This window comes from Azotobacter armeniacus (assembly GCF_054779355.1).
Genome location: NZ_BAAGYK010000112.1, coordinates 1 through 25,241 on the forward strand (window position 1 = coordinate 1; position 25,241 = coordinate 25,241).

The 25,241-nt window shown below is 63.9% G+C and carries 24 protein-coding genes; 20 read left to right on the forward strand and 4 right to left on the reverse strand.

Annotation, left to right across the window (positions count from 1 at the left end; all coding sequences use genetic code 11):
• The 6 genes from ACYVD0_RS14740 to ACYVD0_RS14765 form a co-directional block, all read left to right on the forward strand.
• On the forward strand, positions 1–858 hold an 858-nt coding region (locus ACYVD0_RS14740), incomplete at its 5' end, for a 3-hydroxyacyl-CoA dehydrogenase family protein (RefSeq protein ID WP_460427501.1).
• A gap of 18 nt (positions 859–876) precedes the next feature.
• On the forward strand, positions 877–2,052 hold the full coding sequence (gene fadA / locus ACYVD0_RS14745) for an acetyl-CoA C-acyltransferase FadA (protein ID WP_460427502.1): 1,176 nt from the start codon (positions 877–879) through the stop codon (positions 2,050–2,052).
• A gap of 92 nt (positions 2,053–2,144) precedes the next feature.
• A complete protein-coding gene (locus tag ACYVD0_RS14750) occupies positions 2,145–2,381 on the forward strand; it encodes a DUF1653 domain-containing protein (RefSeq protein WP_460427503.1) in 237 nt (78 codons plus the stop codon).
• Between the two features lie 269 nt (positions 2,382–2,650).
• Positions 2,651–5,257, forward strand: a complete 2,607-nt coding sequence (topA, locus tag ACYVD0_RS14755) for a type I DNA topoisomerase (protein ID WP_460427504.1) — start codon at positions 2,651–2,653, stop codon at positions 5,255–5,257.
• Positions 5,258–5,391: 134 nt separating this feature from the next.
• Positions 5,392–5,916 carry a DUF6586 family protein gene (locus ACYVD0_RS14760; RefSeq protein WP_460427505.1) on the forward strand — a complete coding sequence of 175 codons (525 nt, stop codon included), beginning with the start codon at positions 5,392–5,394 and terminating at the stop codon, positions 5,914–5,916.
• A gap of 90 nt (positions 5,917–6,006) precedes the next feature.
• Positions 6,007–6,240, forward strand: a complete 234-nt coding sequence (locus ACYVD0_RS14765) for a hypothetical protein (protein ID WP_460427506.1) — start codon at positions 6,007–6,009, stop codon at positions 6,238–6,240.
• 66 nt (positions 6,241–6,306) lie between these two features.
• Here the strand turns inward: ACYVD0_RS14765 and sulA are convergent, their stop codons facing one another.
• Both sulA and lexA read right to left on the reverse strand, forming a co-directional pair.
• On the reverse strand, positions 6,307–6,786 hold the full coding sequence (gene sulA / locus ACYVD0_RS14770; protein ID WP_460427507.1) for an SOS-induced cell division inhibitor SulA: 480 nt from the start codon (positions 6,784–6,786) through the stop codon (positions 6,307–6,309).
• An 8-nt stretch (positions 6,787–6,794) separates the two neighbouring features.
• A complete protein-coding gene (gene lexA, locus ACYVD0_RS14775; protein WP_460427508.1) occupies positions 6,795–7,403 on the reverse strand; it encodes a LexA family protein in 609 nt (202 codons plus the stop codon).
• Positions 7,404–7,568: 165 nt separating this feature from the next.
• Here lexA and ACYVD0_RS14780 point away from each other — a divergent pair, with 165 nt between their 5' ends.
• From ACYVD0_RS14780 to ACYVD0_RS14795, 4 genes are read left to right on the forward strand one after another with little or no spacing between them, the layout of a single operon-like run.
• Positions 7,569–8,306 carry a TetR/AcrR family transcriptional regulator gene (locus ACYVD0_RS14780; RefSeq protein WP_460427509.1) on the forward strand — a complete coding sequence of 246 codons (738 nt, stop codon included), beginning with the start codon at positions 7,569–7,571 and terminating at the stop codon, positions 8,304–8,306.
• Between the two features lie 45 nt (positions 8,307–8,351).
• A complete protein-coding gene (locus tag ACYVD0_RS14785; RefSeq protein ID WP_460427510.1) occupies positions 8,352–8,876 on the forward strand; it encodes a L,D-transpeptidase family protein in 525 nt (174 codons plus the stop codon).
• Positions 8,877–8,885: 9 nt separating this feature from the next.
• Entirely contained in the window at positions 8,886–9,884 is a 999-nt protein-coding gene (gene nagZ, locus ACYVD0_RS14790) for a beta-hexosaminidase (RefSeq protein ID WP_460427511.1), read from the forward strand.
• 9 nt (positions 9,885–9,893) lie between these two features.
• Entirely contained in the window at positions 9,894–10,631 is a 738-nt protein-coding gene (locus tag ACYVD0_RS14795; RefSeq protein ID WP_460427512.1) for an S-methyl-5'-thioinosine phosphorylase, read from the forward strand.
• A gap of 70 nt (positions 10,632–10,701) precedes the next feature.
• Here the strand turns inward: ACYVD0_RS14795 and ACYVD0_RS14800 are convergent, their stop codons facing one another.
• Positions 10,702–11,226, reverse strand: a complete 525-nt coding sequence (locus ACYVD0_RS14800; protein WP_460427513.1) for a CsiV family protein — start codon at positions 11,224–11,226, stop codon at positions 10,702–10,704.
• 11 nt (positions 11,227–11,237) lie between these two features.
• Positions 11,238–14,684: a transcription-repair coupling factor gene (gene mfd / locus ACYVD0_RS14805; RefSeq protein WP_460427514.1), complete on the reverse strand. Its 3,447-nt coding sequence runs from the start codon at positions 14,682–14,684 to the stop codon at positions 11,238–11,240.
• A 140-nt stretch (positions 14,685–14,824) separates the two neighbouring features.
• On the opposite strand from mfd, the gene ACYVD0_RS14810 reads away from it, so the two are divergent.
• From ACYVD0_RS14810 to sthA, 10 genes are all read left to right on the forward strand, one after another.
• Positions 14,825–16,291: a glyceraldehyde-3-phosphate dehydrogenase gene (locus ACYVD0_RS14810; RefSeq protein WP_460427515.1), complete on the forward strand. Its 1,467-nt coding sequence runs from the start codon at positions 14,825–14,827 to the stop codon at positions 16,289–16,291.
• 311 nt (positions 16,292–16,602) lie between these two features.
• Positions 16,603–17,940: a Na(+)-translocating NADH-quinone reductase subunit A gene (locus tag ACYVD0_RS14815; protein ID WP_460427516.1), complete on the forward strand. Its 1,338-nt coding sequence runs from the start codon at positions 16,603–16,605 to the stop codon at positions 17,938–17,940.
• 3 nt (positions 17,941–17,943) lie between these two features.
• Positions 17,944–19,155 carry a Na+-translocating NADH-quinone reductase subunit B gene (locus ACYVD0_RS14820; protein ID WP_460427517.1) on the forward strand — a complete coding sequence of 404 codons (1,212 nt, stop codon included), beginning with the start codon at positions 17,944–17,946 and terminating at the stop codon, positions 19,153–19,155.
• Complete coding sequence (locus tag ACYVD0_RS14825) at positions 19,148–19,936, forward strand: Na(+)-translocating NADH-quinone reductase subunit C (RefSeq protein WP_460427518.1); 789 nt, start codon at positions 19,148–19,150, stop codon at positions 19,934–19,936. Before ACYVD0_RS14820 ends, ACYVD0_RS14825 begins: the two co-directional genes overlap by 8 nt.
• Positions 19,933–20,607 carry an NADH:ubiquinone reductase (Na(+)-transporting) subunit D gene (locus ACYVD0_RS14830; protein WP_460427578.1) on the forward strand — a complete coding sequence of 225 codons (675 nt, stop codon included), beginning with the start codon at positions 19,933–19,935 and terminating at the stop codon, positions 20,605–20,607. The genes ACYVD0_RS14825 and ACYVD0_RS14830 overlap by 4 nt, the downstream gene beginning before the upstream one ends.
• Positions 20,607–21,215 (forward strand): NADH:ubiquinone reductase (Na(+)-transporting) subunit E, encoded by a 609-nt coding sequence (nqrE, locus tag ACYVD0_RS14835; RefSeq protein ID WP_460427519.1) that lies wholly within the window; start codon positions 20,607–20,609, stop codon positions 21,213–21,215. The genes ACYVD0_RS14830 and nqrE overlap by 1 nt, the downstream gene beginning before the upstream one ends.
• Before the next feature lie 15 nt (positions 21,216–21,230).
• Positions 21,231–22,454 (forward strand): NADH:ubiquinone reductase (Na(+)-transporting) subunit F, encoded by a 1,224-nt coding sequence (gene nqrF, locus ACYVD0_RS14840; protein ID WP_460427520.1) that lies wholly within the window; start codon positions 21,231–21,233, stop codon positions 22,452–22,454.
• Between the two features lie 13 nt (positions 22,455–22,467).
• The gene (locus ACYVD0_RS14845) at positions 22,468–23,481 is read left to right on the forward strand and encodes an FAD:protein FMN transferase (RefSeq protein ID WP_460427521.1); all 1,014 of its coding nucleotides are present in this window, start codon (positions 22,468–22,470) and stop codon (positions 23,479–23,481) included.
• A complete protein-coding gene (gene nqrM, locus ACYVD0_RS14850; protein ID WP_460427522.1) occupies positions 23,478–23,711 on the forward strand; it encodes a (Na+)-NQR maturation NqrM in 234 nt (77 codons plus the stop codon). Before ACYVD0_RS14845 ends, nqrM begins: the two co-directional genes overlap by 4 nt.
• A 129-nt stretch (positions 23,712–23,840) precedes the next feature.
• On the forward strand, positions 23,841–25,235 hold the full coding sequence (gene sthA / locus ACYVD0_RS14855) for a Si-specific NAD(P)(+) transhydrogenase (RefSeq protein WP_460427523.1): 1,395 nt from the start codon (positions 23,841–23,843) through the stop codon (positions 25,233–25,235).
• The last annotated feature ends 6 nt before the right edge of the window (positions 25,236–25,241 follow it).

Sequence of the window (25,241 nt, forward strand, 5' to 3'; positions counted from 1 at the left end):
ACCATCTCCATCGGCCTGCTGGCCGGCTCGCTCAAGCATCCGCAGCGCTTCTGCGGCATGCACTTCTTCAACCCGGTGCCGCTGATGCCGCTGGTGGAGGTCATCCGTGGCGAGCGGACCAGTGAGCAGACCATCGCCACCACTGTCGCCTATGCCCGCAAGATGGGCAAGACCCCCATTGTGGTCAACGACTGCCCGGGGTTCCTGGTCAACCGCGTGCTCTTTCCCTACCTCTCCGGCTTCACCCGGCTGCTGGCCGACGGCATCGACTTCCAGCACATCGACCGGGTGATGGAGGGGTTCGGCTGGCCGATGGGGCCGGCCTACCTGCTCGACGTGGTCGGCATCGACACGGCGGTGCATGCACGCAACGTGCTCGCCGAGGGTTATCCCGAGCGGATGAAGGAGGAAGGGCCCACCGCCATCGACGTGCTGCTCGGGGCCGGACGTCTCGGCCAGAAGAGCGGCAGCGGCTTCTACGCCTACGAGCACGACGGTAGTTCCAAACCGAAGAAGCTCGAGGACCCGCAGGTGGCCGAGCTGCTCCGCCCGCTGGTCCGCGAGACGCGCGAGCTGGACGACGAGGAGATCGTCAACCGGCTGATGCTGCCGCTGTGCCTGGAGACGGTGCGCTGTCTGGAGGAGGGCATCGTCGAGTCGGCCGCCGAGGCCGACATGGGTCTGATCTACGGCATCGGCTTCCCGCCCTTCCGCGGCGGTGCACTGCGCTACATCGACACCCTCGGCGTCGCCCGCTTCGTCGAGCTGGCCGACCGTCACGCCGACCTGGGGCCGCTGTACCAACCGACCGAAAAACTGCGCGAAATGGCCCGCCAGGGCCGGACGTTCTTTGCCTGAGCGAGGGAGAGCCGAGTCATGAGTCTGAATCCGCAAGACGCCGTCATCGTCGACTTCGCCCGTACCCCGATGGGCCGTTCCAAGGGCGGCATGCATCGCCACACCCGTGCCGAGAACCTCTCGGCGTACCTCATCACCCAGCTGCTGGCGCGCAACCCGCAGATCGATCCGGCGGAGGTCGAGGATGTGATCTGGGGCTGCGTCAACCAGACCCTGGAGCAGGGCTGGAACATCGCGCGCATGGCTTCGTTGCTGACACCGATCCCGCACAGCAGCGGCGCGCAGACCGTCAACCGCCTGTGCGGCTCCTCGATGAGCGCGCTGCACAGCGCGGTGCAGGCGATCCAGACCGGCAACGGCGAGGTGTTCGTGGTCGGCGGCGTCGAGCACATGGGGCATCTGCCGATGACCCACGGAGTCGACCCGAACCCGAAGCTGTCCCTGCAGGTGGCCAAGGCCGCCGGGATGATGGGGCTGACCGCCGAGATGCTGGCGATGATGCACGGCGTGAGCCGCGAGCAGCAGGACGCCTTCGCCCTGCGCTCGCACCAGCGGGCGCACCGCGCCACGGTCGAGGGCCACTTCGCCGAGGAGATCGTGCCGACCGAGGGCCACGACGAGCACGGCCTGCTGCGGGTCTTCGAGCAGGACGAGACGATCCGCCCGGACACCACCCTGGAGGGGCTGGCCAAGCTCAAGCCGGTGTTCAATCCGAAGAACGGCACCGTCACCGCGGGCAGCTCCTCGCAGATCACCGACGGCGCGTCCTGCATGATCGTCATGTCCGGCCAGCGTGCCCGCGATCTGGGCATCCAGCCGCTGGCCGTGGTGCGCGCCATGGCGGTGGTCGGGGTGGATCCGTCGATCATGGGCTACGGTCCGGTGCCGGCCACCCAGAAGGCGCTGGCGCGGGCCGGGCTGTCCATGGCCAACATCGACTTCGTCGAACTCAACGAGGCCTTCGCCGCCCAGGCCATTCCGGTGCTCAAGGACCTCAAGCTGCTCGATCTGCTGGACGACAAGGTCAACCTGCACGGCGGCGCCATCGCCCTGGGCCATCCCTTCGGTTGCTCCGGGGTGCGGATTTCCGGCACCCTGCTGAACATCATGCGCCAGAAGGGCGGCACCCTGGGGCTGGCGACCATGTGCATCGGCCTCGGCCAGGGGATCGCCACCGTCTTCGAACGCGTTTGAAGCCATCCAGCCGCTACTTGTGAGACCGGGGCCCTGTGCCCCGGTCTTGCGTTTCCGCGTCTCTTGGGCGCATTCACCACCGTGAGGACGCCATGACTATGCAACCCGGTCTCTACCGCCATTACAAGGGGGCCGAATACCGCGTGCTCGGTATGGCCCGGCACTCCGAAAGCGAGGAGGAGCTGGTGGTCTACCAGGCCCTGTACGGCGATTTTGGGCTGTGGGTCCGGCCGCTGGCGATGTTCGCCGGAAGCGTCGAAGTTGACGGCCGCCAGATGCCGCGCTTTGCTTTGATTCGAGCGGAAACCCCGGCTTTTCCAGCCATCTGAGCCACAAGTACGACCGTGCTGCCCTTGACCTCGCGTCGGCGGCCACTATATATAGCGCCAAGCTAGAGCCTTGCGGTCGGTTCGATGAGTCACTTTCGGCGTCCGAGGCCCTGATACTGCGTTGCCGCTCCTTGCCATAGCCCGGCTATGACCCGTCACAGCGCCTTGTCTCGGAACCTCGTTCGGCCGAACTTGCGTTCAAGCACTGACCCGGCAGGCCGATAGACGCTCCCCCGCTTTCATCTTTCGAATTAGGAACACTCCGATCCATGGGTAAATCGCTGGTCATCGTGGAATCCCCGGCCAAGGCCAAGACCATCAACAAGTATCTGGGCAGCCAGTACGTGGTGAAGTCGAGCATCGGCCACATCCGTGACCTGCCCACCAGCGGCTCGGCCAGTACCGCCAAGGAGCCGGCCAAGCGTGGCAAGAGCGCGGCCGAGGCGCCGGCGCTGTCGCCCCGGGAGAAGGCCAAGCGCCAGCTGATCGCGCGCATGGGGGTCGACCCCGAACACGGCTGGAAGGCCCACTACGAGATCCTGCCGGGCAAGGAGAAGGTGGTCGACGAGCTGCGTCGCCTGGCCAAGGAAGCCGACACCATCTATCTCGCCACCGACTTGGACCGCGAGGGGGAGGCCATCGCCTGGCACCTGCGCGAGTCCATCGGCGGCGACGACAGCCGCTACCGGCGCGTGGTGTTCAACGAGATCACCAAGAAGGCAATCCAGGAAGCCTTCGCCCAGCCGGGCGAGCTGGACATCAACCGGGTCAACGCGCAACAGGCGCGGCGCTTTCTCGATCGGGTGGTCGGCTACATGGTCTCGCCGCTGCTCTGGCAGAAGATCGCCCGCGGTCTGTCCGCCGGCCGCGTACAGTCGGTGGCGGTGAAGCTGATCGTCGAGCGCGAGCGGGAGATCCGCGTCTTCATCCCGGAGGAGTTCTGGGAGATCCATGCCGATCTGGGCACCGCCCGGGGCGACAAGGTGCGCTTCGAGGTGGCGAAAGAGAACGGCGAGGCCTTCCGCCCGCTCAACGAGGCTCAGGCGCTGGCCGCGCTGGAGAAGCTCAAGGCCTCCAGCTACACAGTGGCCAAGCGCGAGGACAAGCCGACCCGCAGCAAGCCCTCGGCGCCCTTCATCACCTCGACCCTGCAGCAGGCGGCGAGCAACCGCCTGGGCTTCTCGGTGAAGAAGACCATGATGATGGCCCAGCGCCTGTACGAGGCTGGCTACATCACCTACATGCGAACCGACTCGACCAACCTCTCGGCTGATGCCCTAGCCATGGCTCGCGGCTTCATCGAAGGCGAGTTCGGTGCGAAATACCTGCCGGCCAAGTCTAACGTCTACACCAGCAAGGAGGGCGCCCAGGAAGCTCACGAGGCAATCCGCCCCTCCGACGTCAACCTGAGGCCCAACCAGCTGTCCAGCATGGAGCGCGACGCCGAGCGTCTCTACGAGCTGATCTGGCGTCAGTTCGTCGCCTGCCAGATGCCGCCGGCCGAATATCTGTCGACCAACGTCAGCGTCCAAGCCGGCGCCTTCGAGCTGCGCGCCAAGGGCCGCATCCTCAAGTTCGACGGCTACACCCGCGTGCTGCCGCAGCTGGCCAAGCCCGGCGAGGACGACGTGCTGCCGGAAATGGGCGAGGGCGAGCGCCTAGATCTGCTCAAGCTCGATCCCAGCCAGCATTTCACCAAGCCGCCAGCGCGCTACAGCGAGGCTAGCCTGGTCAAGGAGATGGAAAAGCGCGGGATCGGCAGGCCGTCCACCTATGCAGCGATCATCTCCACCATCCAGGAGCGAGGCTACGTGACCCTGCAGAACCGCCGCTTCCATTCGGAGAAGATGGGCGACATCGTCACCGAGCGGCTGGCCGAAAGCTTCGCCAGCCTGATGGACTACGGCTTTACCGCCAGCATGGAAGAGCACCTGGACGACGTCGCCCAGGGCGAACGTGACTGGAAACATCTGCTCGACGAGTTCTATGGCGACTTCCGTAAGAAGCTCGATGCCGCCGAGTCCAGCGACTCGGGCATGCGTGCCAACCAGCCGACCCTGACCGGCATTCCCTGCCGCGAATGCGGCCGACCGATGATGATCCGTACGGCCTCGACCGGCGTATTCCTGGGCTGCTCGGGCTACAGTCTGCCGCCCAAGGAGCGCTGCAAGTCGACCATCAACCTGATTCCGGGCGATGAGATCGCCGCGGACGACGAGGGCGAGTCCGAATCGCTTTTGCTGCGTCACAAGCGCCGCTGCCCGAAGTGCGGCACGGCGATGGACGCCTATCTGCTCGACGAGCAACACAAGCTGCACATCTGCGGCAACAATCCGGACTGCTCCGGCTACGAGATCGAGGAAGGCCAGTATCGCATCAAGGGCTACGAGGGCCCGAGCCTCGAGTGCGACAAGTGTGGCAGCCAGATGCAGCTCAAGACCGGGCGTTTCGGCAAGTTCTTCGGCTGCACCAACGCCGCCTGCAAGAACACCCGCAAGCTGCTGAAGAGCGGCGAGCCGGCTCCGCCGAAGATGGATGCAGTGAAGATGCCGGAACTCCGCTGTGAGAAGGTCGACGACGTCTACGTGTTGCGCGACGGTGCCTCCGGCCTGTTTCTCGCAGCCAGCCAGTTCCCGAAGAACCGCGAGACCCGCGCGCCGCTGGTCCTGGAGCTGCTTCCGCACCGGGATGAGCTCGATACGAAGTACCACTTTCTGCTGGAAGCTCCGGCCAGGGATCCGGAGGGACGCCCGGCGGTGATCCGTTTCAGCCGCAAGACCAAGGAGCAGTACGTGCAGAGCGAGGTCGAGGGCAAGCCCAGCGGCTGGCGTGCCTTCTATCAGGATGGCAGCTGGAGGGTCGAGGACAAGCGCTGATCCGCGTCGTTCGCCGATTTTTCCTGCCTGCGGGGCACCCACCGTCGGGGACGGCAGGTGCCGTCCGCGCTGCGGGTCCATAATTGCACTTCAGCCCGGTATACAGTGGCTGTCTTGAACCGGAGGGCGCCGCCATGGCCCACGAGCTTTATATTCGTACCAACCAGAAACTCTATTTTGCTGGCCTGGCACTGGTATCCCTGCGCCAAGCGGAGGAAAGCCGGGCGCTGAATGCTCAGGCGCAGGTCCTGGCGCAGGGCGAAGCGGTGCTCTTCCATCTGTATGGCGCCTTGCTTGGACTGTGCCATGAAATCGCCGGTTTCTATCGTCTGCCCGAGGCCGGATCGCCACAGGTCGAGCGGCTCTTGAGTCGCGAGCTGCTGAGCGCGGCTCCCTGTCCGGAATTGGCTGAGCTGGTGGAGCTGGCCAGTCAGCCGGAGACCTGGCTGGCGCAGTTGCTGGCCGAATACGCCCGGCTGTTTCAGCCGCCGCAGACGCCGAAGAAGGCCAGAGTCGATCCTGGATTGCCGCTGATAGAGGCGCTCAGACTGGAGGAGGTGGAGCAGGCGCCGGCCCTGAGCGCCGCGCAGCTGGAGCAATGGCACCAATTGCTCAAAGAGTTGACCCTGCGCTTTCGCGAGTCCATGACTGAGTGCTGAGTCGGCAGGGAAGGGGCGAAGCGGTCACCCAGGGATGCCCGGGACCGACTGTTACATTACAATGTCCAGCCTTTCCCAAGAGCAGAGCCCATGCCTACGTCCTTTCTCGAAATTGTCGAACTGCCCGATGGGCGCATTGCCTTGCGTCGTGCCGATGACGAAGAAGAGCTGGTCGTCCTCGACTTTTCCGAAAGTGCGAAGACCTTTCTGCAAGGCCACCACATCGAGGTGGCCAAGGCCATGCTGAACGTGGGTGTGCAAATGGCGGGGCGTCTGGCCGAGGGCGACTTCGAGAGCGACGAGCTGCCGCGGGTTCTGCACTGAATCCGGATCCGCCCGCGGGGCGGGCGACGGCAGTCGGTTGCCTCCCGCCGTCTCACCGTGCAGGCTTCAGCCCAGGCGAATGTTCAGGCTCTGTGCCTGGCCGATCCGGGCTGCCTGGAGCAGTTGGCGCCGGGTCGATCGATTGATCTGACTGAGCCAACTGACCACCGTGTGGCTGCGCCCCAGACGCAGGGCTTCGCAGACCAGCTCGCTGGCTTCCTGTCCCTGAGAAGGTTGCAGCAGGAGAATCCGCTCGCGATTCAGGCCGGCCTCGCGCAGCCAGCCGTGGCTCAGGTTGGCGGGGGCCGCGACCAGGGTCAGCCAGCGTCCGTCATCGCCCTGGCTCAGCTCGCGCAGGATGGGCGCGAGCAGGAACAGGCACTGTCCGGCGCCGCCGCGCAGGCTGAGTTCGCTGAAGGGCTCTGCCTCCCCTGCGTGGGTTGATCCTGGCGTTCCCTTCTCGCTGTGGGGCGGCTGCTGGGCCAGAGCCGCTTTGAATAGCATCAACTGCGAAGGTTTCAGCGGCTGTGGGAGCGGGAGCGACATGGTTCCTCCTAGCGGCGTATCACGCCGACACTCAATCCCTCGATGGTCAGGTCCTGCTCGTTCAGATCGATCTCGAGCGGGGCGAATTCGGAGTTTTCAGCAATCAGCCAGACCTTGTCTCCTTCACGCTTGAAGCGTTTCACCGTGACCTCGTCGTTGAGGCGCGCCACCACGACCTGGCCGTTGCGTGCCTCGCGGCAGGTGTGCACGGCGAGCAGGTCACCATCGTAGATGCCGATGTCCTTCATGCTCATGCCGCGCACCCGCAGCAGGTAGTCGGCACGGGGATGGAAGAAGTGGGGGTTGATCTGGCAGGTTTCCTCGATGTGCTGCTGGGCGAGGATCGGTGCGCCGGCCGCGACCCGGCCGATGATGGGCAGGCTGGTCGGTTCGCTATCGGCCTCGCTGCCGGGGATGCGGATGCCGCGGGAGGCGCCCGGGGTCATTTCGATCGCCCCCTTGCGCGCCATGGCCTTGAGGTGCTCCTCCGCCGCGTTGGGCGACTTGAAGCCGAGCTCCCTGGCGATCTCCGCTCGGGTCGGCGGATAGCCATTTTCCTCCAGGCAGCGCTTGATGAAGGCAAGGATTTCGACTTGGCGAGGCGTCAGTTTGAACATGGAGGCTGCTCTGTCTTTTTATCCAGGTCCTGGAATTATATACAGTATCACTTGGCTGGCAACCTTTCGTCACGGCTACGCTGGCAATCCCCGCTCAGTCCAGTGTTCGAATTGAAATACAATGGCGGCTAAAAAATGACAGGGTCGTCACCCTGCGGAGGAAGCATGCCCCACTCGGAAACTGTCGAGCGCATCTTGGACGCAGCGGAGCAGCTGTTTGCGGAACGGGGATTCGCTGAAACCTCGCTACGGCTGATCACCAGCAAGGCCGATGTCAACCTGGCGGCAGTGAACTATCACTTCGGTTCGAAGAGCGCGCTCATCGAGGCGGTCTTTTCCCGGGTTCTCGGCCCTTTCTGTGCCAGTCTGGAGCGCGAGCTGGATCGTCGCCAGGCTGGTCCGGAGCGCGGCATAAGCCTGGAGGAGCTGCTGGAGATCACCATCGAACAGGTGCGGTCGGCACGTCCGCGCAGCGGCGGCGACCTGGCCATTTTCATGCGCCTGCTCGGCTTGGCCCTGAGCCAGGGGCAGGGGCATCTGCGGCGCTACCTCGAGGACATGTACGGCAAGCTCTTCCGGCGCTACCTGCTGCTGCTGCAAGAGGCGGTGCCGCGGATTCCGCCGTTGGAGCTGTTCTGGCGCACCCATTTCATGCTCGGCGCGGCCACCTTCAGCCTGTCCGGAATCGATATGCTGCGTGCCTTCGCCGAGGAGAGTTTCGATGTGCAGACCTCCAGCGAACAGGCGATGCGTCTGCTGGTGCCCTTTCTTGCCGCCGGTATGCGGGCGGAGAGCGCCATCCATGATCCGCAACTGGCCAGTGCCAAGCCCAAACCGCGCGGCAAGGTGGCAGTGTCCTCCAGAAGCGCGGCTCGTCCCGCTCCACCCGGTGCGGACGAGTAGCGGGGCGGTGGGCGTCGTCGTCCCGATCGGCTAAGCTAGCCGCCCATGCGACCTCTCGATCTTATCCATATTTCCCTGGCGGATCAGGCTCTGTACGGCTTTGCCGACGGCCGTCTGCTTCTGCGCCTAGCAGTTTCCACCGCACTGAATGGCCCCGGCGAGCTGTCCGGTTCCGGCTGTACGCCGCGCGGGCTGCATCAGGTGCGCGCCAGGATCGGCGAGGGGCTGCCGGCAGGAGCGGTGCTGCGCGGGCGGCGCTGGACCGGCGAGGTCTGGACGTCGCAACTGCACGAGGCCTTTCCCGGTCGCGACTGGATCCTCAGCCGGATCCTCTGGCTGAGCGGCTGCGAAGTCGGGCGCAATCGGCTCGGGGCGGTCGATACCTTCCGCCGCTACATCTATCTCCATGGCACGCCGGACAGCGAGCCCATGGGGGTGCCGCGCTCTCATGGTTGCGTGCGCCTGCGCAACGCCGACCTGCTGGAGCTCTACCCGCGCGTGCCCCTGCACTGTCGCGTGCGGATCGAAGAAGCGCCGTGCCCCGGGTGGGCGGCGGCCGATCTCACTTAAGGATTTTTCATGCAAGGCTCTTTGATGCTGGACATCGCCGGCACCTGGTTGACGGCCGAGGATCGCCGCTTGCTGCGCCAGCCCGAGGTGGGCGGTCTGATCCTGTTCGCCCGTAATATCGAGCACCCCGCCCAGGTCCGCGAGCTCTGTGCGGCGATCCGGGCCGTGCGTCCCGACCTGCTGCTCGCCGTGGATCAGGAGGGCGGCCGCGTGCAGCGCCTGCGCCAGGGCTTTGTCCGTCTGCCGGCGATGGGCGCGCTGGTCGGCTACGACGAGGCTGAACGGCTGGCCGAGGAGTGCGGCTGGCTGATGGCGAGCGAGGTGCTGGCGGGGGGGCTGGACTTCAGTTTCGCTCCAGTATTGGACTTGAACTACGGGCGCAGTGCGGTGATCGGTTCGCGTGGCTTTGCGGGCGATCCACAGGCGGTCGTCCGCCTGGCCGGAGCCTTCGTCCGCGGCATGCACGCCGCCGGCATGGCCGCCACCGGCAAGCATTTCCCGGGACATGGCTGGGCGGAGGCCGACTCCCATGTGGCCATTCCCACCGACGAGCGCAGTCTCGAGGCGATTCGTGGCCAGGACCTGCTGCCCTTCCAGCGCCTCGGCGGGCAGCTGGATGCTGTGATGCCAGCGCACGTCATCTACCCGCAGGTGGATGCGCAGCCGGCCGGCTTCTCCCGTCGCTGGCTGCAGGACATCCTGCGCGGCGAGCTGGGCTTCGACGGGGTGGTGTTCAGCGATGATCTATCGATGGCCGGCGCCCAAGTGGCCGGCGATGCGGCGGCGCGGATCGAGGCGGCACTCGCTGCTGGCTGCGACATGGGGCTGGTGTGCAACGACCGGGCGGCGGCCGAGCTGGCCCTGTCCGCCCTGCAGCGCCTCGGCGTGAAGCCGGCACCCCGACTGGCGCGGATGCGCCGGCGGGCCTTCCCGGGGATCGACTACAAGCAGAATCCACGCTGGCTGCGCGCGCTCGAGAGTCTGCGCCAGGCCCGGCTGATCGATTGAGGAGATGAGATGACGGTTCATGCAATCATCGGCGGCACCGGTCTGACCCAGTTGGACGGGCTGAGCATTCGTCAGTCTCTGTCACAGGAGACGCCCTATGGCGCTCCTTCGGCGGACATCCTCCGCGGTGAGTACGCCGGCCGCGAGGTGCTGTTCCTGGCGCGCCATGGCCATCCGCACCGCATTCCGCCGCATCGGGTCAATTACCGGGCCAACCTCTGGGCGCTGCGCCAGGCCGGCGCCACGGCCGTCCTGGCGGTCAATGCGGTCGGCGGCATCCATGCGTCGATGGACACCGGGCACTTCTGCGTGCCGCACCAGATCATCGACTACACCTTCGGCCGGGCGCATACCTACTTCGAGGACGATCTCGATACCGTCACCCACGTGGACTTCAGCCATCCCTACGACGAGGCGCTGCGCCAGCGGCTGATCGCGGCACTGGCCGTCGAAGGCTGCGCCTTCAGCAGGCACGGGGTCTACGGCTGCACCCAGGGACCGCGCCTGGAGACCGCCGCCGAGATCGTCCGTCTGGAGCGGGACGGCTGCGACATCGTCGGCATGACCGGCATGCCCGAGGCTGTGCTGGCCCGCGAGCTGGGGCTGCCCTACGCCTGCCTGGCGCTGGTGGTAAACCCGGGGGCGGGCAAGGGCTCGGCGCTGATCACCATGGACGACATCGAGCGCGCCCTGGGCGGGGGCATGGGCAAGGCCAAGGCGGTGCTGGGGCGCGTGCTGGCGGCTTGAGCCGTTCGGGGGCGTGAAAATGAAAAAGGACCGCTGCGGGCGGTCCTTTTTCATTTGTAAGAGGAGAGCGTCAGAGCGGGTTCACCCGGATCAGCAGGCCCAGGTTGCCGTGATCGAGAAAGGTGAGTTGGCCGACGGACAGGCGGCTCGTCTGTTTCAGGCGCTCGCTGCCTGCGAGGAAGCCGGTATTGTCGAAGCGGTTGATCCAGAACTCCGCCGCGATGTCCAGATAGCGGCCCTGGGTCAGGCTCAGCGTGCCCTCGATGGGAAAGTGGCCGTGACGCTCCTTGCCGGAGCTCAGTGCCATCCGGCTCGGCACGCCGCCCAGTTGCTGCTGCCAGGCCTGATGCAGCAGCACCTTGTAGCCATTGGTCGCGGACAGCTTGGCAGCCTGCTCTTCAAGTGAAGGTGTCCGGCGGTTCGCGTCATTGAGGGTCTGCGCTCCGGCTGCCCAGTTCTCTGCCGGCGGCTGGCCGGCAGGCAGCGGATTGCCGGGCTGGCGGAACAGGATCAGTTCGACCTGGTAGAGCCCCTCGGCAAATGCGGCTGGGGCGAGCAGGACGAACAGCAGGGGAAGCAGGCGTAGCGCACGCATGGGATCTGTCCTTAAGCGGATTGCGGGGTCAGGCGCTCGAGCAGCGCCTCCAGGGCATTGAAGCGTTCTTCCGGGCGCTCCATGGGGATCTGGAATTTGAGCAGGGTGGCGCCTTCGAATTTGTAGCGGTTCGGCTGGCTCTGAATCAATTTGATCAGCACCAGCGGATCGACGCAGGTATGGGCGGCGAACTCGATGCGCCCGCCCTGAGGCCCGGCGTCGATCTTGGCGATGCCGAGCTGCTCCGCCTGCAGCTTCAGCCGGGTCAGGCACATCAGGTGCTTGGTCGGTTCGGGCAGGAGGCCGAAGCGATCGATCATTTCCACCTGCAGCTCCTTGAGCTCGTCCTCGTCGGCCGCCGAGGCGATGCGCTTGTAGAGGATCAGGCGGGCGTGCACGTCCGGCAGGTAGTCCTCGGGGATCAGTGCCGGCACCCGCAGGTTGATGTCCGGACCGCTGCCCAGCGGCTGCTCGAGGCTCGGTTGCTCGCCCTTGCGAATGGCCTTGACCGCGCGCTCCAGCATTTCCATATAGAGGGTGAAGCCAATCGCCTGGATCTGCCCGCTCTGGCCCTCGCCGAGCAGCTCGCCGGCGCCGCGGATTTCCAAGTCGTGGGTGGCCAGGACGAAACCGGCGCCGAGGTCTTGGGCGCCAGCGATGGCTTCCAGGCGCTTCTGCGCGTCCTCGGTCATCTGCTTGCGCGGCGGGGTGAGCAGGTAAGCGTAGGCCTGGTGATGGCTGCGTCCGACCCGCCCGCGCAACTGATGCAGCTGGGCCAGGCCGAACTTGTCGGCGCGCTCGATGACGATGGTATTGGCGCTGGGCACGTCGATGCCGGTTTCGATGATGGTCGAGGCCACCAGCACGTTGAAGCGCTTGTGGTAGAAGTCGCTCATCACCTGTTCCAGCTCGCGCTCGCGCATCTGTCCGTGGCCAATGGCGATGCGCGCCTCCGGCACCAGCTCGGCCAGCTCGCGGGCGCATTTCTCGATGGTCTTCACCTCGTTGTGTAGGTAATAGACCTGGCCGCCACGCAGCAATTCGCGCAGCAGCGCCTCACGGATCAGCGTGTTCTGCTGCTCCATGACGAAGGTGCGCACCGACAGTCGGCGTGCTGGCGGGGTGGCGATGATCGACAGGTCGCGCATCCCGGCGACGGCCATGTTCAGGGTGCGCGGGATCGGCGTGGCGGTCAGGGTAAGAATGTCCACCTCGCTGCGCAGGGCCTTGAGCTGCTCCTTCTGGCGCACGCCGAAGCGGTGTTCCTCGTCGATGATCACCAGGCCCAGGTTCTTGAACTTGACGTCGTCCTGGAGGAGCTTGTGGGTGCCGATGACGATGTCGATCTTGCCCTCGGCCAATGCAGTGATGGCGCCTTCGACTTCCTTGGCCGACTTGAAGCGGCTCATCACTTCGACCTTCACCGGCCAGTCGGCAAAGCGATCGCGAAAGCTGTTGTAATGCTGCTGGGCGAGCAGGGTGGTAGGCACCAGCACGGCCACCTGCCGGCCGCTGTGCACGGCGATGAAGGCGGCGCGCATGGCCACCTCGGTCTTGCCGAAGCCGACGTCGCCGCAGATCAGGCGGTCCATCGGCCGGGGCGCCAGCATATCGGTGCGTACCGTGTCGATAGCGGCTTGCTGGTCCGGAGTTTCCTCGAAGGGAAAGCTGGCGCTGAAGGTCTCGTAGTCGGCGGTCGGGTCCCTGAAGGCGAAGCCGGCGCGGGCGGCACGCCGGGCATAGATATCGAGCAACTCGGCGGCGATGTCGCGGACCTGCTCGGCGGCCTTGCGCTTGGCCTTCTGCCACTGTTCCGAACCCAGCCGGTGCAGCGGGGCAAGGGCATCGTCGCTACCGGTGTAGCGGGCGATCAGGTGCAGGTTGGCCACTGGCACGTAGAGTTTGGCTTCCTCGGCGTATTCCAACATGAGGAATTCAGCGGCCTGGCCTTCGACCTCCAGAGTGATCAGGCCGTGGTAGCGGCCGACGCCGTGGTCGATGTGCACCACCGGCGCGCCCTCACGCAGCTCGGTGAGATGCTTGATGACGTTGTCACCGCCGTCGCGGGCCTTTTCCCGGCGCCGGCGCTGCATCACTCGCTGGCCGAACAGCTGGCTTTCCGCAACCAGCGCCAGAGCCGGCTGGTCGAGCAAAAGGCCTTCGTCCAGCGGGGCGATGGCGATGGCCAAGTGCTCTGTGCCAGCGAGGAAGCCTGTCCAGCCGTCCACGCTCTGCGGGCGCAGGTTCAGGCGCGCGAGCAGCTCCAGCAGGACTTCGCGTCTCCCGGCCGACTCGGCGGTGAACAGCACGCGGCCTGGGAACTCCCCCAGGAAGTCCGCCAGGGCTGCCAGTGGCTGGCTGGCCTTGGCATCGATGGCCAGCGCCGGCAGATGGCGCGCCGGCAGGCGTTCGCGGCCGACACCGGGTTCGAGGTCCTCTGCCGAGACGACCACCCGCGGCCAGTCCTTCAGGCGAGCGAAGCAGTCTTCCACTGGCAGGAACACCTCAGTGGGCGGCAGCAGAGGGCGTTCCGGGTCAAGGCGGCGCTCCTCATAGCGGTTACGCACGTCGTTCCAGAAGTGTTCGGCAGCCTGTTCGATGCCGGGCAGGGAGAACACCTGGGTGGTGGACGGCAGGTAGTCGAGGAGGGTAGCGGTTTCCTCGAAGAATAACGGCAGGTAGTACTCGATGCCGGCTGGGGTGATGCCGCTGGAGAGGTCCTGATAGATCGGGCAGCGTCGGAAATCGACGTCGAAGCGCTCGCGAAAGCGGGCGCGGAAGGTGGCGACCGCCTCCTTCTGCAGCGGGAATTCGCGGGCCGGCAACAGGCGGATCGATTCGACCTTGTCGATCGAGCGCTGGGTTTCCGGGTCGAAGGTGCGCAGGGTCTCGATCTCGTCGTCGAGCAGGTCGATGCGGTAGGGCCGCTCGCTGCCCATGGGGAAGAGGTCGATCAGCGCACCGCGCACGGCGAATTCGCCGTGCTCATAGACAGTCTCCACGCAGCGGTAGCCGGCCGCCTCCAGGCGCTGGCGCATCTGCTCCACGTCGAGCCGCTGGCCGACGTCCAGTACCAGGCTGTTGCCCAACAGGAAGGGCTTCGGCGCCAGGCGGTGCAGCGCAGTGGTGACCGGTACCACTAGCACGCCGTGGCTCAGTTCCGGCAGGCGGTAGAGGCTGGCGATGCGCTGGGAAATTATGTCCTGATGGGGTGAGAAGAGGTCATAGGGCAGGGTTTCCCAGTCCGGGAACTGCAGCACCGGAAGCTCCGGGGCGAAGAAACGAAGTTCCTGTTCCAGGCGTTCGGCGCTCAGACTGTCAGCGGTGAGGAGCAAGGTGAATCGCTTGGCGGCGCTGGCAGCCTCGGCGATCGCCAGAGAGAGCGCCGTACCTTGCAGGTTGCCCCAGTGTTGTTTGCCGGGTGCGGCCGGCAGGCTCGGAATACGCAGTACAGACACAGGGAGGCGTGGCTCCGGTGGAAAATTGATATCCGGTCGATTGTAACTATCCGCACGCTTTGCTGTCAGTGTTTCATCCGCTGCAGATTGTCGAGCCGTGTCGGCATGATCATAATGTAGTTCTTTTTATTAGCCCCTACATGTGGAAGGTATCACCCGTGAATCAGAAGCCCGACCAGTGTCTTGGTGAATGGATTGACCGTGAAGCTCTCGCTGAAGCGATGATCCCGTTGATCGGCCAGCTCTACCGCAATAACAATGTGGTGACCTCAATCTTCGGCCGTAGCTTGATCAACCGCTCCGTGATTGCCATCCTCAAGGCCCACCGTCTCGCTCGTCACCGCCAGAGCGACGAGAGCGAACTCTCGGTGCACAATACCTTCCCGATCCTCAAGGCGATGAGTGAGCTGAAGCTCGGCGCCGCTTCGGTCGATCTGGGCAAGATGGCCGGCAAGTACAAGGAGGCTGGTGCTGGTCGTCCGGTCGAGCAGTTCGTCCGCGACGAGCTGGCAGAGGTTGCCGGCAAGCAGAACACCGCGCCGCACAAGGGTGTCGATGTGGTGCTGTACGGCTTTGGTCGTATCGGTCGCCTGCTGGCACGCATCCTGATCCAGAAGACCGGCGGCGGCGAGGGCCTGCGCCTGCGCGCCATCGTCGTGCGCAAGGGCGCTGACAACGATCTGGCCAAGCGCGCCAGCCTGCTGCGTCGCGACTCAGTGCATGGCCCGTTCGAGGGTACCATCACTGTGGACGAGGAAAACAACACCATCCTCGCCAATGGCAACCTGATCCAGGTGATCTACTCCAACGATCCGACCTCCGTCGACTATACCCAATACGGCATCAAGGACGCCATTGTGGTGGATAACACCGGCAAGTGGCGCGATGCCGAGGGACTTGGCCAGCACCTGAAGTGTCCGGGTGTCGCCCGCGTGGTTCTGACCGCTCCGGGCAAGGGTGCCCTGAAGAATATCGTGCACGGCATCAACCACCGCGATATCACCGACGAGGACAAAATCGTCTCCGCGGCTTCCTGCACCACCAATGCCATCGTGCCTGTGCTGAAGGCAATGAACGACAAGTTCGGCATCGCCAATGGTCACGTGGAGACCGTGCACTCCTACACCAACGACCAGAACCTGATCGATAATTTCCATAAAGGCAGCCGTCGCGGTCGCAGCGCTCCGCTGAACATGGTTATCACCGAAACCGGTGCAGCCACCGCGGCAGCCAAAGCGCTGCCGGAATTGGCCGGCAAGCTGACCGGCAACGCAATTCGTGTGCCGACGCCGAACGTCTCCATGGCGATCCTCAATTTGAACCTGGAGAAATCCACTAATCGCGAAGAGATCAACGAATACCTGCGCCAAGTGGCGATGTTCTCCGACCTGCACAAGCAGATCGACTTCGTCAACTCGTCCGAGGTGGTCTCCACCGACTTCGTCGGCTCCCGTCATGCCGGCGTGGTGGATGCCGAAGCCACTATCTGCACCGACAACCGTGCCGTGCTCTATGTCTGGTACGACAACGAGTTCGGTTACAGCTGCCAGGTGGTGCGCGTGCTGGAGGAAATGGCCGGAGTCAATCCGCCAACCTTCCCCCGCTGATCGCTGCGTCGACTGCAGAACGGGAGCCTATGGGCTCCCGTTTTTGTTTTCCGCTTTCCATTCCTTTCCTCCGCCGCTTCCGGCGTTGTGGGGAGGGGGCGTGGACAGAAAAACTCCCTTTTAGACAGTGTAAAAAACAAGCCCTTGGGTGGCCATCATCCGGGAGCATCCTTATAATTGACCGGATTTTTTTCCTGGATTCGAAGGCTGCGGAGCGCTGGAAAGGTCGCGGTTCACCGTTGCTTGTCCCTCGTCTGCGTTCTTTGAGTTTCTTATATGTTGTTGGAGTCAGTGGGTTAGGCCTAAAACCTATGATCAAAATCAAAGAAGGGCTCGATTTGCCCATAACAGGTGAGCCGACGCAGCGCATAGAAGCTGCGAGACCGGTCCATAGCGTAGCGGTGATAGGCTTCGACTATCACGGCATGAAGCCAACCATGAATGTTCAGGTTGGCGACCGGGTCAAGCTCGGTCAGGTCCTGTTCAGCGACAAGAAGACTCCGGGGGTTCAGTACACCGCACCGGGGGCAGGTGTCGTCAGCGCCATCCATCGTGGCGCGCAGCGTGTCCTGCAGTCGGTGGTCATCGACCTGGAAGGTAACGAAGAAGAAACCTTCGCCCAGTACTCGCCGGAGCAGCTGGAAGGCCTGAGCGGTGAGCAGGTGCGTGAGAACCTGTTGCGCTCCGGCCTGTGGATCGCACTGCGTACCCGGCCATTCAGCCGTGTGCCAGCGGTCGACGCGACGCCCAGCTCGATCTTCGTCACCGCCATCGACACCCATCCGCTGGCGGCGAATCCTGCAGTGATCATCGCCGAGCAGGCGGCGGATTTCGAGAGCGGCCTCAAGGTGCTCGCCAATCTCGCCGGGGTCTACCTGTGCAAGGCCGACCGCGTCGCCTTGCCCGGCGAGCAGTTGGCCAAGGTTCGGTCCGAGGCGTTCGCCGGTCCGCATCCTGCAGGTCTGGCCGGTACCCATATCCATTTTCTCGATCCGGTCAGCACCAGCAAGAGTGTCTGGACCATCAACTACCAGGATGTGATCGCCGTCGGCAAGCTGTTCACCACCGGTCGGCTGTCGGTCGAGCGCGTCGCCGCCCTGGGCGGCCCGGTGGTCGAGCGTCCGCGTCTGCTGCGTACCCGTCTGGGCGCCAATCTAGACGAGTTGACCGCCGGCGAGCTGCAACCCGGCTACAACCGTGTGGTGTCCGGTTCGCTGCTTGGCGGTCGCAGCGCCCATGGTGCCTTTGCCTATCTCGGCCGCTATCACCTGCAGGTGTCCTGCCTGAAGGAAGGCGACGAGCGGGAAATGCTGCACTACCTGCGCGCCGGCACGGACAAGCATTCACTGCTCAACGTATTCGTCTCCACGCTGATGGAAGACCGGCGTTTCGCTTTCTCCACCACCACCAACGGCAGCCCGCGCGCCATGGTGCCGGTCGGCAACTACGAAGAGGTGATGCCGCTGGACATCCTGCCGACGCAGTTGCTGCGCAGCCTGATCGTCGGCGATACCGAGATGGCGCAAAAGCTCGGTGCACTGGAGCTGGACGAAGAGGATCTGGCCCTGTGCAGCTATGTCTGTGCCGGCAAATACGAGTATGGCCCGATTCTCCGGGACAACCTCACCCGCATTGAGAAGGAGGGTTGATTGATGGGAATCCGAGCGTTTCTCGACAAGATCGAGCACAACTTCGAGAGGGGTGGCAGGCTCGAGAAGTGGTACGCCCTCTACGAGGCCGTCGATACTTTCCTCTATCGTCCGGCCAGCGTGACCAAGACCACCGCCCATGTGCGTGACGGCATTGACCTCAAGCGGATGATGATCTTTGTCTGGCTCTGCACCTTTCCGGCGATGTTCTTCGGCATGTGGAACACCGGCTACCAGGCCAACCTGATTTTCGCCAAGAGCCCCGAGCTGCTCGCGGCCCAGGACGGCTGGCGTTTCGCCCTGACCGGCGCCCTGGCTGGATTCGACCCGAACAGCCTGTGGGACTGCTTCGTTCAAGGGGCAGCCTACTTCCTGCCGATCTACGCGGTGACTTTCATTGTCGGTGGTTTCTGGGAAGTGCTGTTCGCCTCAGTGCGCAAGCATGAGGTCAACGAGGGCTTCTTCGTCACCTCGGTGCTGTTCTCTCTCATCCTGCCGCCAAGCATTCCCCTCTGGCAGGTGGCGCTGGGCATCAGCTTCGGCGTGGTGATCGGCAAGGAGGTGTTCGGCGGTACCGGCAAGAACTTCCTCAATCCGGCACTGGTCGGTCGTGCTTTCCTGTTCTTCGCCTACCCGGCGCAATTGTCCGGCGATGGGGTGTGGACTGCGGTTGACGGCTATGCCGGCGCCACCGCCCTGAGCCTGGCGGCTGCCGGTGGCGTCGAGAGCGTGGTTGGCGCTGGCGCCAGCTGGATGGATGCCTTCCTTGGCACCATGCATGGTTCCATCGGCGAGACCAGCACCCTGGCCATCTTCATCGGCGGTGGCGTACTGCTGATGACCAAGATCGCCGCCTGGCGCATCGTCGCTGGCGTGATGGTGGGCATGATTGCCCTGAGCAGCCTGTTCAACCTGATCGGTTCCGAAACCAATCCAATGTTCGCCATGCCCTGGTACTGGCATCTGGTCGTCGGCGGCTTCGCCTTTGGCATGCTGTTCATGGCCACCGACCCGGTCTCGGCGTCCATGACCAATACCGGCAAGTGGGTATTCGGCACCCTCATCGGGTTGATGGTCGTGCTGATCCGTGTGGTCAACCCGGCATTCCCCGAGGGCATGATGCTGGCGATCCTGTTCGGCAACCTGTGTGCGCCGCTGATCGACCACTTCGTCGTTCAGGCCAACATCAAGCGGAGGCTGGCACGCAATGTCTAATCAGAAAGAATCCACCGTCCGCACGCTGACGGTGGCCCTGGTAGTCTGCCTGGTGTGCTCGGTGTTCGTCGCCGGCGCAGCCGTGGCGCTGAAACCCACCCAGGTCGAGAACCGTCAGTTGGACAAGCAGCGTAGCATCCTGGCCATCGCCGGGCTGGGCGATGCGGAACTGTCCAGCAAGCAGGTCAAGGCGCTGTACAAGGAGCGCATCGTCGCCAAGGTGGTGGACTTGGAGTCCGGCACGTACAGCGAGGCGCATGATGCAAATACCTTCGATCCGCTCAAGGCGGCCAAGGATCCCAAGCTGTCCGACGTCCTGCCGGGCGAACAGGACATGGCCTCGATCAAGCGTCGTGAGCGTTTCGCCACCGTTTATCTGGTGGAGGAGGACGGCCAACTGGACACCTTGATCCTGCCGGTGCGCGGCTACGGTCTGTGGTCGACTCTGTACGGCTTCATGGCGCTCAAGGGCGATCTGAACACCGTGGTCGGCATGGGCTTCTACCAGCACGCCGAGACCCCCGGTCTGGGCGGCGAAGTGGACAACCCGAAATGGAAGGGCCTGTGGCCGGGCAAGACCCTATTCGATGAGGAGGGCAAGCTGGCCGTGGAGATCGTCAAGGGCGGCGTCGATCAGCAAAGCTCGAAGGCCATCCATCAGGTGGATAGCCTGGCTGGCGCGACCCTGACCAGCAACGGCGTCGAGAACCTGCTGCGCTTCTGGCTCGGCCAGAAGGGCTTCGGCCCGTTTATCGCTAACCTGCGCAATGGGGGGGCCTGAGCATGGCGCAACCGACTATCAAGGAAGTCCTGTTAAATCCGGTCTTCAACAACAATCCGATCGGCCTGCAGATCCTCGGCATCTGTTCGGCCCTGGCAGTCACTTCCAACCTGAAGACCGCGCTGGTGATGTCGATTGCCCTGACCCTGGTGACCGGCTTCTCCAACCTGTTCATCTCGTTGATCCGCAGCCAGATCCCCAGTTCGATCCGCATGATCGTGCAGATGGTGATCATCGCCTCGCTGGTGATCGTGGTCGACCAACTGCTCAAGGCCTTCGCCTACGGGCTGTCCAAGCAGCTCTCGGTGTTCGTCGGCCTGATCATCACCAACTGCATCGTGATGGGCCGTGCCGAGGCCTTTGCCATGCAGAACCCGCCGCTGCTGTCGTTCTTCGATGGCATCGGCAACGGTCTCGGCTACAGCGTCATGCTGGTCGTGCTGGGCACCATCCGCGAACTGTTCGGCGCCGGCAAGCTGCTCGGCTACACCATCCTTCCTGCAATCAAGGATGGTGGCTGGTATCTGCCCAACGGTCTGCTGCTGCTGCCGCCCTCGGCGTTCTTCCTCATCGGCCTGATCATCTGGGGCCTGCGTAGCTGGAAGAAAGGTCAGGTCGAGAAGCCGGCCTACCGTCTGGCCCCGCAGGTCTCGAACAAGGAGGCTTACTAATGGAGCATTACATCAGCCTGTTCGTGAAGGCCGTGTTCGTGGAGAACATGGCACTGGCCTTCTTCCTCGGCATGTGCACCTTCATCGCCATTTCCAAGAAGGTGGAAACCGCCATCGGCCTCGGCATCGCTGTCGTGGTGGTGCAGACCATCACGGTGCCAGCCAACAACCTGATCTTCACCTACTTGCTGAAGGATGGGGCGCTGGTCTGGGCGGGCCTGCCGGACATCGATCTCAGCTTCCTCGGCTTGCTCAGCTACATTGGCGTCATCGCTGCCATCGTGCAGATCCTCGAGATGCTGTTGGATAAGTACGTGCCTTCGCTCTACAACGCGCTGGGCGTGTTTCTGCCGCTGATCACGGTGAACTGCGCCATCATGGGCGGTACCCTGTTCATGGTCGAGCGCGACTACAGCCTCTCGGAAAGCGTGGTCTACGGCGTCGGTTCGGGTTTCTCCTGGGCGCTGGCCATTGCCTTGCTCGCCGGCATCCGCGAGAAGCTGAAGTACAGCGATGTACCTGGGGGCTTGCAGGGGCTGGGGATCACCTTTATCACCATTGGCCTGATGTCCCTGGGCTTCATGTCTTTCTCCGGCGTACAGCTGTAAGGACGGGATGAGCAGATGAGTTACGAAATATTCCTCGCCATCGGTATGTTCACCGCCATCGTGCTGGCGCTGGTGGTGATCATTCTCGCCGCCCGGGCCAAGCTGGTGTCCAGCGGTGACGTGAACATCGAGATCAACGCCGAGCGCACCATTACCGTGCCAGCCGGCGGCAAGCTGCTGCAGACCTTGGCTGCGAACAACATTTTCCTGTCCTCCGCCTGTGGTGGCGGCGGCACTTGCGCGCAGTGCAAGTGCGTCGTCGAGTCGGGCGGCGGCGAAATGTTGCCCACCGAGGAGTCGCACTTTACCCGCCGTCAGGCCAAGGAAGGCTGGCGCCTGTCCTGCCAGACTCCGGTCAAGCAGGACATGCAGATCGAAGTGCCGGAAGAAGTCTTCGGCGTGAAGAAATGGGAGTGCACCGTCGAGTCCAACCCCAACGTCGCCACCTTCATCAAAGAGCTGACACTGCGTCTGCCGGAAGGCGAGAGCGTGGACTTCCGCGCGGGCGGCTACGTCCAGCTGGAGTGCCCGCCGCACGTGGTCAACTACAAGGACTTCGACATCCAGGAGGAGTACCGCGGCGACTGGGACAAGTTCAACATGTGGCGCTTCGTGTCCAAGGTGGACGAGACGACGATCCGCGCCTACTCCATGGCGAACTACCCGGAAGAGAAGGGCCTCGTCAAGTTCAACATCCGCATCGCCTCGCCGCCGCCGAACCGCGACGATATCCCGCCGGGCAAGATGTCCTCCTTCGTGTTCAACCTCAAGCCGGGTGACAAGGTCACGGTGTACGGTCCCTTTGGTGAATTTTTCGCAAAGGATACCGACAACGAGATGGTGTTCATCGGCGGTGGTGCCGGCATGGCGCCGATGCGCTCGCACATCTTCGACCAGCTCAAGCGTCTGAAGTCCACGCGCAAGATGAGCTTCTGGTACGGCGCACGCTCCATGCGCGAGGCCTTCTACGTCGAGGAATATGATCAGCTGCAGGCGGAGAACCCGAACTTCCAGTGGCGCCTGGCGCTGTCCGATCCGCAGCCCGAGGACAACTGGACCGGGCTGACCGGCTTCATCCACAACGTGCTGTACGAGAACTACCTGAAGGACCATCCGGCTCCCGAGGATTGCGAGTTCTACATGTGTGGCCCGCCGATGATGAACGCGGCGGTGATCAAGATGCTGCTTGAGCTGGGCGTCGAACGGGAAAACATCCTGCTTGACGACTTCGGCGGCTAGTGTGGTCGCTGCAATGCTGAAGCCCGCTATCGTGGTCGCCTTGGCGGCCGCGATAGCGGGCTGCATGTTTTCTGATCAGGTGGAAAGTTTTGCCGGCCCGACCATGGGCAGCACCTATTCGGTGAAATATGTCCAGCGCCAGGGCATGCCTGCCCGGGAGGATCTGCAGCGCGAGAGCGAGGCGATCCTGGCGGAGCTTGATCGACAGCTTTCCACCTACCGTGCCGATTCGGATATCGAACGCTTCAATGCTCTTCCGGCGGGCAGCTGTGCGCCGATGCCCAGCGAGGTGCGCAAGCTGGTGTCGGCTGGCGAGCGGCTTTCTGTGGAAAGCGAGGGGGCGCTGGATCTGACCGTCGGTCCCCTGCTTGATCTCTGGGGCTTCGGCCCGCACGGTCACGGCGAGCGGGTGCCGGATGCCGGGGCGATCGCCGCAGTGCGCCAGCGTGTGGGGCACCAGTATCTGCGCATCGACAGCGAGCGACTGTGCAAGGACGCCCCGGTGCAGGTGGATTTCAACAGCATCGCTGCCGGCCATGCGGTCGACCGGGTCGCCGCCCGTCTCGAGGCGCTGGGCGTGGACAGCTATCTGGTGGAGATCACCGGCGAACTCAAGGCCCGGGGGCGCAAGCCCGACGGCACGACCTGGCGGATCGCTATCGAGGCTCCCCACGACAACGAGCGGGTCGCGCAGAAGATCATCGCCCTCGACGGCTATGCGGTTTCCACCTCGGGCGACTACCGGAACTTCTTCGAGCAGGACGGCAAGCGCTATTCCCATACGATGGATCCCAAGGCCGGCACGCCGGCCCTCCATCGTCTGGCGGCAGCGACGGTCGTGGACCCTTCGGCTCTCAGGGCGGACGGTCTGTCCACCATATTGATGGTGCTCGGCGACGAGCGCGGACTGGCCTTCGCAGAGCGGCAAGGGATCGCCGCCTTTCTGGTGATTCGCGAGGATCAGGGATTCACCACCAAAAGCACCGCAGCCTTCGATCAGCTGTTCGGTGCAGGAGACAACCAATGACCTGGGTACTGGTTTTTCTCGTCATGTTGCTGGTGGTGCTGGGCATGTCCATCGGCGTGATCATGGGCCGCAAGCCCATCGCCGGCTCCTGCGGCGGCATCGCCAACCTGGAGATCGAAAAGGATGACTGTCCCATCTGCGGAGGCGATCAGGACAAGTGCGAGGAAGCGAATGCCGGGGGTGACAAGGCGGCCAAGCCCAGTCTGGGTTACGACGCCAACAGGGATTAGCCGCTCCGTGGCAGGGCGGTGAGCCCCAAAAGGCCTATAGCGGCAGGGCCGGCATTGGGGCATCCAGTCAGGTTCGAACGAATTCGTCAATCGCGCCGGGGGCACCCCGCTGCGTTTTCAGGAGTAAGTATGGCTGTATATAACTACGATGTGGTGGTAATCGGCACAGGCCCCGCTGGCGAAGGGGCTGCGATGAATGCCGTGAAGGCCGGGCGTAAGGTGGCGGTAGTGGATGACCGCCCCCAGGTCGGCGGCAACTGCACCCACCTCGGGACCATTCCCTCCAAGGCGCTGCGCCACTCGGTGCGGCAGATCATGCAGTACAACAACAACCCGCTGTTCCGCCAGATCGGCGAGCCGCGCTGGTTCTCCTTCGCCGATGTCCTGAAGAGCGCCGAGCAGGTCATCGCCAAGCAGGTTTTCTCGCGGACCAGCTACTATGCGCGCAACCGCATTGACACCTTCTTCGGTACCGCGAGCTTCTGCGACGAGCACACCATCGAGGTTGTCCACCTCAACGGCATGGTGGAGAAGCTGGTGGCCAAGCAGTTTGTCATCGCCACCGGCTCGCGTCCCTACCGTCCGGCCGACGTCGATTTCAGCCACCCGCGCATCTACGACAGCGACACCATCCTCAGCCTCGGACACACGCCGCGCCGGCTGATCATCTACGGGGCAGGGGTCATCGGCTGCGAATACGCCTCCATCTTCAGTGGTCTGGGTGTGCTGGTCGACCTCATCGACAACCGTGAGCAACTGCTCAGCTTCCTCGACGCCGAGATCTCCGATTCGCTCAGCTACCACCTGCGCAACAACAACGTGCTGATCCGCCATAACGAGGAGTACGAGCGCGTCGAGGGCCTGGACAACGGGGTGATCCTGCACCTCAAGTCCGGCAAGAAGATCAAGGCCGACGCCTTTCTGTGGAGCAACGGCCGTACCGGCAACACCGACAAGCTGGGCCTGGAGAACATCGGCCTCAAGGCCAATAGCCGCGGGCAGGTCCAGGTCGACGAGCATTACTGCACGGAAATCGGCAACATCTATGCGGCAGGCGACGTGATTGGCTGGCCGAGCCTGGCCAGTGCCGCCTATGACCAAGGCCGTTCGGCGGCGGGCAGCATCACGGAAAACGACAGCTGGCGCTTCGTTGACGACGTGCCGACCGGCATTTATACCATTCCGGAGATCAGTTCGGTCGGCAAGACCGAGCGCGAGCTGACCCAGGCGAAGGTTCCCTACGAGGTCGGCAAGGCTTTTTTCAAGAGCATGGCCCGGGCGCAGATCGCTGTCGAGAAGGCGGGCATGCTGAAGATCCTCTTCCATCGCGAGACTCTGGAAATCCTCGGCGTGCACTGCTTCGGCTATCAGGCCTCGGAAATCGTCCACATTGGCCAAGCGATCATGAACCAGAAGGGCGAGGCGAACACCCTCAAATACTTCATCAATACCACCTTTAACTACCCGACCATGGCCGAGGCATACCGGGTGGCGGCGTACGACGGCCTCAACCGGGTTTTTTGAGAGACT

What these genes read in the sequence shown, in the direction of transcription:
- fadA (WP_460427502.1), top strand. Translation starts at nt 877, where the DNA reads ATGAGTCTGAATCCGCAAGACGCCGTCATCGTCGACTTCGCCCGTACC.
- ACYVD0_RS14750 (WP_460427503.1), top strand. Translation starts at nt 2,145, where the DNA reads ATGACTATGCAACCCGGTCTCTACCGCCATTACAAGGGGGCCGAATAC.
- topA (WP_460427504.1), top strand. Translation starts at nt 2,651, where the DNA reads ATGGGTAAATCGCTGGTCATCGTGGAATCCCCGGCCAAGGCCAAGACC.
- ACYVD0_RS14760 (WP_460427505.1), top strand. Translation starts at nt 5,392, where the DNA reads ATGGCCCACGAGCTTTATATTCGTACCAACCAGAAACTCTATTTTGCT.
- ACYVD0_RS14765 (WP_460427506.1), top strand. Translation starts at nt 6,007, where the DNA reads ATGCCTACGTCCTTTCTCGAAATTGTCGAACTGCCCGATGGGCGCATT.
- sulA (WP_460427507.1), bottom strand. Translation starts at nt 6,786, where the DNA reads ATGTCGCTCCCGCTCCCACAGCCGCTGAAACCTTCGCAGTTGATGCTA.
- lexA (WP_460427508.1), bottom strand. Translation starts at nt 7,403, where the DNA reads ATGTTCAAACTGACGCCTCGCCAAGTCGAAATCCTTGCCTTCATCAAG.
- ACYVD0_RS14780 (WP_460427509.1), top strand. Translation starts at nt 7,569, where the DNA reads ATGCCCCACTCGGAAACTGTCGAGCGCATCTTGGACGCAGCGGAGCAG.
- ACYVD0_RS14785 (WP_460427510.1), top strand. Translation starts at nt 8,352, where the DNA reads ATGCGACCTCTCGATCTTATCCATATTTCCCTGGCGGATCAGGCTCTG.
- nagZ (WP_460427511.1), top strand. Translation starts at nt 8,886, where the DNA reads ATGCAAGGCTCTTTGATGCTGGACATCGCCGGCACCTGGTTGACGGCC.
- ACYVD0_RS14795 (WP_460427512.1), top strand. Translation starts at nt 9,894, where the DNA reads ATGACGGTTCATGCAATCATCGGCGGCACCGGTCTGACCCAGTTGGAC.
- ACYVD0_RS14800 (WP_460427513.1), bottom strand. Translation starts at nt 11,226, where the DNA reads ATGCGTGCGCTACGCCTGCTTCCCCTGCTGTTCGTCCTGCTCGCCCCA.
- ACYVD0_RS14810 (WP_460427515.1), top strand. Translation starts at nt 14,825, where the DNA reads ATGTGGAAGGTATCACCCGTGAATCAGAAGCCCGACCAGTGTCTTGGT.
- ACYVD0_RS14815 (WP_460427516.1), top strand. Translation starts at nt 16,603, where the DNA reads ATGATCAAAATCAAAGAAGGGCTCGATTTGCCCATAACAGGTGAGCCG.
- ACYVD0_RS14820 (WP_460427517.1), top strand. Translation starts at nt 17,944, where the DNA reads ATGGGAATCCGAGCGTTTCTCGACAAGATCGAGCACAACTTCGAGAGG.
- ACYVD0_RS14825 (WP_460427518.1), top strand. Translation starts at nt 19,148, where the DNA reads ATGTCTAATCAGAAAGAATCCACCGTCCGCACGCTGACGGTGGCCCTG.
- nqrE (WP_460427519.1), top strand. Translation starts at nt 20,607, where the DNA reads ATGGAGCATTACATCAGCCTGTTCGTGAAGGCCGTGTTCGTGGAGAAC.
- nqrF (WP_460427520.1), top strand. Translation starts at nt 21,231, where the DNA reads ATGAGTTACGAAATATTCCTCGCCATCGGTATGTTCACCGCCATCGTG.
- ACYVD0_RS14845 (WP_460427521.1), top strand. Translation starts at nt 22,468, where the DNA reads ATGCTGAAGCCCGCTATCGTGGTCGCCTTGGCGGCCGCGATAGCGGGC.
- nqrM (WP_460427522.1), top strand. Translation starts at nt 23,478, where the DNA reads ATGACCTGGGTACTGGTTTTTCTCGTCATGTTGCTGGTGGTGCTGGGC.
- sthA (WP_460427523.1), top strand. Translation starts at nt 23,841, where the DNA reads ATGGCTGTATATAACTACGATGTGGTGGTAATCGGCACAGGCCCCGCT.